Origin of the sequence: Streptococcus sp. 2021WUSS109 (assembly GCF_044427305.1) — a bacterium.
Taxonomy (GTDB): Bacteria; Bacillota; Bacilli; order Lactobacillales; family Streptococcaceae; genus Streptococcus; species Streptococcus suis.
Map to the genome: position 1 here is coordinate 18,892 of NZ_JAOTGF010000027.1, position 8,899 is coordinate 27,790.

The window sequence follows — 8,899 nt, forward strand, 5'->3', positions numbered from 1 at the left end:
TTTCAGTTTTTACAATTAAAGAGAAAGGAAGTTCAAGTCTTCTGATTTGAACACGGGCTAAGTATATCGGCGCAATAGGGAAAAACTTTGTTTTCTTTATTTCCCGATTGTAACAGTCTCCCAGTCTGTTACAACGCCCTTTGTATAATAAATTATGCTAACTTCAAAACAACGTGCCTTTTTGAACAGTCAGGCACATAGTCTAAAACCCATTATTCAGATTGGGAAAAATGGTCTCAATGACCAGATTAAAACCAGTGTTCGTCAGGCGCTGGATGCGCGTGAATTGATCAAGGTGACCTTGCTACAAAATACGGATGAAAACATTCACGAAGTAGCTGAAATCTTGGAAGAAGAAATCGGTGTGGATACAGTCCAAAAAATTGGTCGCATCTTGATTTTATTCAAACAATCTAGCAAGAAAGAGAACCGTAAAATTTCCAAACAGGTCAAAGAAATCTAAGAAGGAGAGCCTATGGCTATTGAACTCTTAACACCCTTTACCAAGGTTGAATTAGAGGTTGAAAAGAAAGAAACCAATCGCAAACAAGTGGGGATTTTGGGAGGGAATTTCAATCCTGTCCACAATGCTCATTTGATTGTGGCAGACCAGGTCCGTCAACAGTTGAAATTGGATGAAGTCTTGCTCATGCCAGAATTCATTCCGCCTCATGTGGATAAAAAAGAAACCATTGACGAATACCATCGCTATTCCATGCTCAAGATGGCTATTGCAGGTATTGAGGGCTTGGGGATTGAAACCATTGAACTGGAACGCCGTGGTGTCAGCTATACCTACGACACCATGAAATTGCTGAAGGAAAAAAATCCTGATACGGATTATTATTTTATCATTGGTGCAGATATGGTAGACTACCTACCAAAATGGCATAGGATTGATGAATTGGTCCAGTTAGTGCAGTTTGTTGGTGTCCAGCGCCCTCGTTACAAGGCAGGGACGTCCTATCCTGTTATCTGGGTAGATGTACCCTTGATGGACATTTCCTCCAGCATGGTGCGTAGTTTTATCAAGCAAGGACGGGTGCCGAATTTTATGGTGCCTCATGAAGTTCTGGACTATATCGAAGAAAAAGGACTTTACCAATGATTGCAGCAGATTTGACATTTGACCGTCAGGCTCTTTTGGAAAAAATCCGTGTAGCCATGAAGCCAGCGCGCTTCCAACATGTCTTGGGTGTGGAAGAGGCGGCGCTTGCCTTGGCAGACCAATATGGCTGTGATCCGAAAAAAGCCAGTCTGGCAGCACTTTTGCATGACTATGCTAAGGAAGTGGAAGACCAAGTTTTTTTGGACTTGATTGCCAAGTATGATTTGGATAGGGACCTGCTCAACTGGGATAATAACATCTGGCACGGTGTGGTTGGGGCCTATAAAATCGCAGAAGATTTTGGTTTGGAAGACCAAGAAATCTTCCAAGCCATTCAACGACACACCATTGGTGCTGGGCAGATGACCTTGCTGGACAAGGTTCTCTATGTGGCGGACTACATCGAACCCAATCGGGATTTTCCTGGGGTGGACGAGGCGCGTCGTATCGCAAAAGAGTCCTTGGACAAGGCAGTAGCCTATGAAACTGCCCAAACCATTTCCTACTTAGCCAAGAAGGGGATTCCCATTTATCCACAAACCTTGGAAACCTATAATGCTTATGTCGGAGAGTTAGGAAGGTAAGATGAAGTCAGCACTATTAGTCATTGACATTCAGCATTTGCCTGTGGAAGGCAAGCCCTATGGAATTGAAAATCGGCTTCGGCTCTGGCAAGATAGCCTTGCTCAAGCCCGTCAAGCGGGGCTAGAGGTCATCCATGTCCGCCATCATGACCAGGAATTTGTCAAGGGGACTGCTGACTGGGAGATTCACTCAACTGTTGCACCCTTAGCTAGTGAGAAGATTTTCGATAAGACCTTCAATAGCGCCTTCAAGGAAACAGGGCTTCATGCTTATTTGCAGGAAAAGGGGATTGAGCGATTGATTGTCATGGGCATGTCGACCAATTTCTGTATTGATACAACTATCAAGGTGGCCTTTGAATTGGGCTACACCGTAGCGGTCATCAAAGATGGAACCACCACTCCCTATACAGCAGATCTTCCAGCAAACGACTTGATTGGTCAGTATGAAACTATCTGGTCCTGGAGTTTTGCCCAGGTGGATACATTAGAAAATATAATTAGAGGATAAGATGAAAGAACTAGATTTAGTAAAAGTTGTGGTCCAGGCTGCTGATGACAAGCGAGCTGAGGACCTTGTTGTAATTGATGTTCAAGGCGTGACTAGCCTGACAGACTACTTTGTGATTGCCAGTTCCATGAACAGTCGTCAGTTGGAGGCTATTGCGGAAAACATCCGTGAAAAGGTAGCGGAAGTTGGGATCAAGGGTAGCCGTGTAGAAGGCGATAGTAACGGTGGCTGGGTCCTATTGGACCTTGGAGGCGTAGTCGTTCATATCTTCTCAGAAGAAATGCGTGACCTCTACAACCTTGAAAAATTATGGCACGAAGGCAGCTTCCTGGAAGTAGCAGACTTTTTAGAAGAGGAATAGTGAAACAGTTCGGGGAACTGTTTCAGCTGGTCACCTTAACACTCGAAAGTGACCATAGAGAGTTCACTATTATGTGATTAGAAGTGATAGACTTCTTGAACACAGTGTGAGTTAATGAAGCAGTCGATTGGCTGCTTTTTATGAAAGGAAAATATGGCAACTTATGAAACCTTTGCGGCGGTCTATGATGAGATCATGGATGATAGCTTGTATGATAAATGGACAGATTTTAGCTTGCGGAACTTGCCGCAAGACACCAAGACAATTTTAGAATTGGCCTGTGGAACGGGCATTCAGGCTGTTCGCTTTGCTCAAAAGGGTTATGAGGTGACAGGGCTTGACCTGTCCTATGAAATGTTGGAATTGGCTCAGAAAAAAGCAGAAGCTGCTGGTGTCATGATGGAACTGGCCCAAGCAGATATGATGGCTCTGGAAGGTGTTGGAGATTTCGATGCGGTGACCTGTTACTCGGATAGTCTGTGCTATATGTCGGACCGAGAAGCTGTTTTGCGGGTCTTTGAAGGAGTTCACTCTGTTCTCAATCAAGGAGGTACTTTCCTTTTTGACGTTCACTCCATTTATCAAATGGAGGAAGTGTTTGCAGGCTATAGCTATCATGAAAACTACGAGGATTTTGCCTTTGTCTGGGATACCTATGAAGGTGAGTATGAGCATTCCATTGTTCATGAATTGACCTTCTTTGTCAAAGATGAGGACAGTCAAGAGGAGCGGTTTATCCGTCGGGATGAAGTTCATGAAGAGCGGACCTATCCGATTGAAACCTATGTGGAATGTTTGAAGCAAGCTGGTTTTGCCTCTGTGGAAGTCTTTGCGGACTTTGAAAATCAAGCACCGACAGAAACCAGCCAGCGGTGGTTTTTCAAGGCGGTTAAGGCATGATTTCAGGGATTATTGCAGAATACAATCCCTTTCACACGGGACATAAATACCTGCTGGAACAGGCGGAAGGCTTGAAAATCGTGGTTATGTCTGGCAATTTTATGCAACGGGGTGAGCCAGCCATTGTGGATAAGTGGACACGGGCTCAGATGGCTTTGGAACATGGGGCAGATCTTGTTGTTGAGATGCCCTTTTTGGTGTCGGTCCAGTCGGCTGACCATTTTGCCAAGGGAGCAATCAGCATTTTACACAGGCTAGGTGTGGAAAAACTGGTTTTCGGTACGGAAGAAATGCTGGATTACCAGAAAATTGCGGATATCTATGTAGATAAGTCGGAAGAGATGGAAAATTTTGTGAAAAACTTGCCAGACAATCTCTCTTATCCACAGAAGACCCAGGCTATGTGGCAGGAATTTGCGGGTCTAACCTTCACAGGTGATACGCCCAACCATATTCTGGCTCTGGCTTACGCCAAGGCGGTGGCAGGGACAGGCATTCAGCCTGCTCCAGTTCAGCGGCAGGGGGCTGGGTTTCACTCGGAAGAGGTGGAAACGTCCTACGCCTCGGCGACAGCTATCCGCAAGGGTGCTGACCAACTGGACTTGGTGCGTGACTTTTTACCGTCTGCTAGTCTCTTTGAAGAGGCGACCAAGGTAAGCTGGAGTAACTATTTTCCTCTGCTCCGTTACCAGATTGCGACCCACCCAGATCTCAGTCAGGTCTTTCAGGTCAACGAAGAACTAGCCAGTCGTATCCGCTCTGCTATTGGGAGCGTAGCGACCGTGGAGGAGTTAGTGGATGCCGTTGCGACCAAGCGCTACACCAAGGCGCGGGTGCGGCGGGTGCTGACCTACATCCTGGTCAATGCGGTGGAAACTCCCTTACCAGAAGCAGTCCATGTATTGGGCTTTTCAGCTCGAGGCCAGGCCTATCTCAAGCAGGTCAAGGAGTGGGTGGACCTGGTGACGCGGATCGGCAAAGAGCCCTGGGACAGCATGACCCAGCAGGCGGATGCGGTCTATCAACTGGGAGCTGACGCAATGGCAGAGCAGACCTATGGGCGCGTGCCGGTGAGGGTGGAGTGAGATGAGGGAAAAATTATTTTGTATTCTAGAAAATGATAACGATAGTTTATTGTCACGTTGCTATAACTTAATAATGTTATTTGCAATAGTGGTTAGTTTGATTCCTTTGATGTCTAAGCATACGAATTCTTTTCATTTGTTAATGGATTATATTTCGACGGCTATTTTTTGCTTGGATTATCTTTTTAGAATACTAACAGCTGATTTCAAATTGCAAAGAGGAAAACTATCATTTCTGTTCTACCCATTTAGCCTATTAGCCATAGTGGACTTATTGTCCATTTTACCGACTTTTTTATACTTTAATAACAGTCTTCGATTATTGAAAATTGTACGGATGGGGCGAGTACTTCGAGTTTTCAAAGTTATCCGCTATTCAAAAAACATTCAGATTTTGATGAACGTTTTGCAAAATCAAAAAGAGTCATTATTGCTAGTAGCAAGCCTGGCTGTTGGTTATATTTTCTTTACTGCTTTATTGATTTTTTCGGTTGAGCCTGATACTTTTGAAACATTTTTTGATGCAATTTATTGGGCGACAATTTCATTAACTACTGTTGGTTATGGTGACATATTTGCAACAACAATGCTAGGGAAAATCATTACAATGTTTTCTTCAATAATTGGAATTGCGATTGTTGCTCTACCTGCGGGTATTATTACAGCTGGTTATATGAATGAGATTACAAAAAATAAGTAAAGTTTACAAAATCCTTGACTCTCACCTTACGTTATCCCTTATACTGGGCATAGAGAGGAGATTTCTATGAACGAAAATTGGACAGTTAAGCAGGTCAGTCGGTTGACAGGATTGACGGTGCGGACCTTGCACCACTATGATCAGATTGGTTTGTTCAAACCAGCCTTTGTGGCAGACAATGGCTATCGCTACTATAATCAGGAGAATTTGGCTCGTCTGCAAGAAATTCTCTTATTTCGTGAGTTGGATTTTCCTCTCAAAGACATTCAGCAGCTTCTGGACGTGACGGAAGTCAATCGTCAGCAGGTCTTGCGAGACCATATCACCCTTTTAGAGCTCAAAAGGGAACGGCTAGATCGCATCATCAATCACGCCAGATTGCTCACAGAAAAAGGAGGAGAAGTCATGGATTTTCACGCATTTGACAGCAGTCAACTAGAAGCCTACAAGGCGGAGGCAAAGAAATGTTGGGGACAGACCTCGGCCTATGCCGAGTTTGAAGAGCGCTACGATGCCAGCAAGGACCGGGTATTTGCCCAAGAGATGCAGGCTATTTTTGAGGTTTTTGGAAAAATGCAGAGCTTAGAAGTCAGTCATCCGGATGTGCAGGCTCAGGTAGCCAACTTGCAGGCCTATATCACGGAAAATTTCTACACCTGCACCAAGGAAATCTTACAAAATCTCGGTCTTATGTATGTTGAAAACGAGCGATTTACAGCCAATATCGACCGAGCAGGTGGACCAGGAACAGCCAGTTTTGTCAGTCAAGCCATTGCGATTTATTGCCAAGAATAAATAAGGAAAGTCTAGTGAGAACTAGGCTTTTTATGTTCATCTTGGCTATGTATATATCAATTTAATTATGACTTGGAGGTACATTGCTAAATTTTAAAATATTAGAAGCAAAAGAAACTATTATATACATGCACAAGTGATTTCGTGGCATATATGGTAAAACATTATTATTTTTTATGATTGAGTAAAAATACTTGACAAAATCGCCTGCTATACTAGTATAGCAGGGCTTGACACTACGGGCAAGCCCTTCCTAATTAGCGTTAAAAGTAATTATGAACAAGGGGAATAATCAATGTTTTACACTTATAAAATAGGTATTTCTGCTGAGGAACATGATTCATTTGTAAAGCAATCACCACAGGCCAATCTTTTGCAGAGTAGTCAGTGGGCAACCGTAAAAAGTGAGTGGCGAAATGAGAGACTAGGCTTTTTTAAAGATGGGAAATTAGTGGCAGTTGCTTCTCTTCTTATCAGAAGATTGGTAGTACCATTTGGTTTTACGATGATTTATATACCAAGAGGTCCTGTAATGGATTATGAAGATGCTGAATTAGTGTCATTTGTATTTAAGTCCATAGAAGAATTTGCCCTCCGAGAACGCAGTGTTGTTATAAAATTCGATCCATTTATTCGACTATCTAGTAAAACTATAACAGGAGATAGGGAAGAAGAATTAAATGTACTTGCCGTCAAAGATAGGATTGTTGATTTGGGAGGTATTTGGTCTGGTCGAGTGCAGACCATGTCGGCTACAATCCAACCTACTTGTCATGCAGTATTATATAGCGAATCCTTCTCAGAGGAATCACTAAATAAACGAGTTCGACAAAATATTCGGTCGGCGCGTAATAAAGGAATTGAGATTCGAATTGGTCGTGAGGAATTGTTAAGAGATTTTTCAGAGCTATTAAAAAAGACTGAGGAGCGCAAATCTATTCGCTTGCGGGGGAGAGAGTATTATCAAAAAATATTGAATGCCTATCCAGAAAATTCTTATATTGTAGTTGCCTATTTGGATTTAGCAGAGAGATATGAACAGTTATCTTATCTTGAAGAAAAATTAGTAAAAGAAGCCATGACTTTCACCTCCACTACAAGACAATCGAAGATTGAAAATTATAAAAAAGAAACCCGAAGAATAAATACAGAATTAGAAATGATAAATTCTCTGATTCGTAACGGGAGTAAGTTAGTTCCATTGGCTGGTACTTTGACAATTGATTTTGGAGGAACATCTGAAAATATCTATGCTGGTATGGATGAAAAGTTTAAACATTATCAACCTGCTTTACTAACATGGGTGGAGACCGCAAAGTATGCTTTCGAACGAGGTGTGAAATGGCAAAATTTAGGAGGAATAGAGCCAACTTTAGACGGAGGCCTTTATCACTTTAAATCACATTTGAATCCAGTAGTAGAAGAGTATATTGGGGAATTCGATTTGATTGTTTCGCCAATATTACATAAGATTTTTCAAGTTTTACTGGAAATTAGAAAAAAATTAAGGAAGAAAAAATAATGGCTTTTTGTCAAATAACTAAAGAAGAATTTTTAAAGCATTGTGAACAAGTAAATGAAAAATCATTTTTTCAATCTATTGAGATGGCTGGATTACTATCCAAGAGAGGATATGATGTTCGCTATGCTGGTTTTAAAAATTCACAATCAGAAATCGTTATTTCTACTTTGCTTTTCTGTAAGAAGATGGCTGGTGGTTTGTATATGGAATTGAATTCTGGACCGCTGGTTACCGATCATGCTTATTTAGAGGAATTTTATCAATCTTTAAAAAACTATGCGAAGCATGAAGGCGTACTTGAATTGGTGGTCAAGCCTTCCCAAACCTATCAAATCTTTGATAGTGTAGGGAATCCAATGAGTGAAGAAGATACTCAACTAATTGAGAAGCTGGTGCAAGTTGGATTTAAACATGATGGCTTACAAACAGGTTATCCAAATGGAGAGCCTGTTTGGCATTATGTGAAGGATTTGCAAGGGTATTCAACAACGTCGTTATTGCAATCCTACAATAAAAATAGTAAACGAAACATAAAAAATTCAGAAAGTTACGGTATCAGGATTCGTAGTATCAATTATAAGGAGCTTTCAGCTTTCAAAAAAATAATTGAGGAAACTGGAGCTAGACAAGGCTTTGAAGATAGAGATAGTGGTTACTATAACAGTCTTTTTGAAAGCTTTGGTACACAGGCAGATTTTTTAGTTGCAGAACTTGACCCGAAAGCCAGTCTAAAGCAAATTGAAAAGGAAATAGAAACAAGTGTTAGAAATTCAAAACAGTATGCACAGCAGGTACAGAAATTGTTGAAAAAACAGGAGGTGGTTCAAAATATTTTAAATCAAACTCAGACAGCTCCTATTTTTTTGGCATGTGCACTGATAATTTATGATGTGAATGAGGCAACGTATCTTTTTGGTGGCTCATATTCAGAGTTTCAAAGCCTATCTGCACCTTTCTTACTTCAATATGAGGCGATGCAACGTGCAATAAAACGAAATCTTAAGCGTTATAATTTCCTTGGTATTCAAGGGATATTCGACAGCTCAGATGGTGTTCTTCGGTTTAAACAGAACTTTAATGGTTATATTTTGAGAAAAGCTGGTACTTTTCGTTACTATCCTCATCCGATAAAGCATAAAATAATTCAAATTATCAAAAAAATAGTAAAATAATACTATCAGAATGAAGACAAAGTCGTTAGAATTATATTTCTAACGGCTTTTTCATATGTAAAGTAGTATAATAGAGATAGGAATACTAGCTAATAAGCAGAGGGAGAATCGCTATGTTACACAAAGAAAATCCAGACTACAATCGCGGTCAATTTGGTTTC

The 8,899-nt window shown here is 41.4% G+C and carries 11 protein-coding genes; all 11 read left to right on the forward strand.

What is annotated here, in order from left to right:
* Positions 1 to 151: 151 nt before the first annotated feature.
* The 11 genes from yhbY to ODU37_RS09605 all read left to right on the forward strand — a co-directional run bounded on the left by yhbY (position 152) and on the right by ODU37_RS09605 (position 8,738).
* The gene (gene yhbY / locus ODU37_RS09555; protein ID WP_024379048.1) at positions 152 to 463 is read left to right on the forward strand and encodes a ribosome assembly RNA-binding protein YhbY; all 312 of its coding nucleotides are present in this window, start codon (positions 152 to 154) and stop codon (positions 461 to 463) included.
* A gap of 12 nt (positions 464 to 475) precedes the next feature.
* Positions 476 to 1,108, forward strand: coding sequence for a nicotinate-nucleotide adenylyltransferase (locus tag ODU37_RS09560; RefSeq protein WP_014637492.1), 633 nt, complete (start codon positions 476 to 478; stop codon positions 1,106 to 1,108).
* Positions 1,105 to 1,692: a bis(5'-nucleosyl)-tetraphosphatase (symmetrical) YqeK gene (gene yqeK, locus ODU37_RS09565; RefSeq protein ID WP_136670439.1), complete on the forward strand. Its 588-nt coding sequence runs from the start codon at positions 1,105 to 1,107 to the stop codon at positions 1,690 to 1,692. The genes ODU37_RS09560 and yqeK overlap by 4 nt, the downstream gene beginning before the upstream one ends.
* 1 nt (position 1,693) lies before the next feature.
* Entirely contained in the window at positions 1,694 to 2,203 is a 510-nt protein-coding gene (locus ODU37_RS09570; RefSeq protein WP_105159085.1) for a cysteine hydrolase family protein, read from the forward strand.
* Between the two features lies 1 nt (position 2,204).
* A complete protein-coding gene (rsfS, locus tag ODU37_RS09575) occupies positions 2,205 to 2,564 on the forward strand; it encodes a ribosome silencing factor (protein WP_029177784.1) in 360 nt (119 codons plus the stop codon).
* A gap of 153 nt (positions 2,565 to 2,717) precedes the next feature.
* Complete coding sequence (locus tag ODU37_RS09580; protein WP_044759357.1) at positions 2,718 to 3,464, forward strand: class I SAM-dependent methyltransferase; 747 nt, start codon at positions 2,718 to 2,720, stop codon at positions 3,462 to 3,464.
* A complete protein-coding gene (locus ODU37_RS09585) occupies positions 3,461 to 4,549 on the forward strand; it encodes a nucleotidyltransferase (RefSeq protein WP_398580470.1) in 1,089 nt (362 codons plus the stop codon). The genes ODU37_RS09580 and ODU37_RS09585 overlap by 4 nt, the downstream gene beginning before the upstream one ends.
* A 1-nt stretch (position 4,550) precedes the next feature.
* Complete coding sequence (locus ODU37_RS09590; protein ID WP_398580471.1) at positions 4,551 to 5,249, forward strand: ion transporter; 699 nt, start codon at positions 4,551 to 4,553, stop codon at positions 5,247 to 5,249.
* 66 nt (positions 5,250 to 5,315) lie between these two features.
* Positions 5,316 to 6,044, forward strand: coding sequence for a MerR family transcriptional regulator (locus tag ODU37_RS09595; RefSeq protein WP_249562537.1), 729 nt, complete (start codon positions 5,316 to 5,318; stop codon positions 6,042 to 6,044).
* A 295-nt stretch (positions 6,045 to 6,339) separates the two neighbouring features.
* Positions 6,340 to 7,566, forward strand: coding sequence for a peptidoglycan bridge formation glycyltransferase FemA/FemB family protein (locus tag ODU37_RS09600; RefSeq protein WP_249562536.1), 1,227 nt, complete (start codon positions 6,340 to 6,342; stop codon positions 7,564 to 7,566).
* A complete protein-coding gene (locus ODU37_RS09605; RefSeq protein WP_249562535.1) occupies positions 7,566 to 8,738 on the forward strand; it encodes a peptidoglycan bridge formation glycyltransferase FemA/FemB family protein in 1,173 nt (390 codons plus the stop codon). The genes ODU37_RS09600 and ODU37_RS09605 overlap by 1 nt, the downstream gene beginning before the upstream one ends.
* The last annotated feature ends 161 nt before the right edge of the window (positions 8,739 to 8,899 follow it).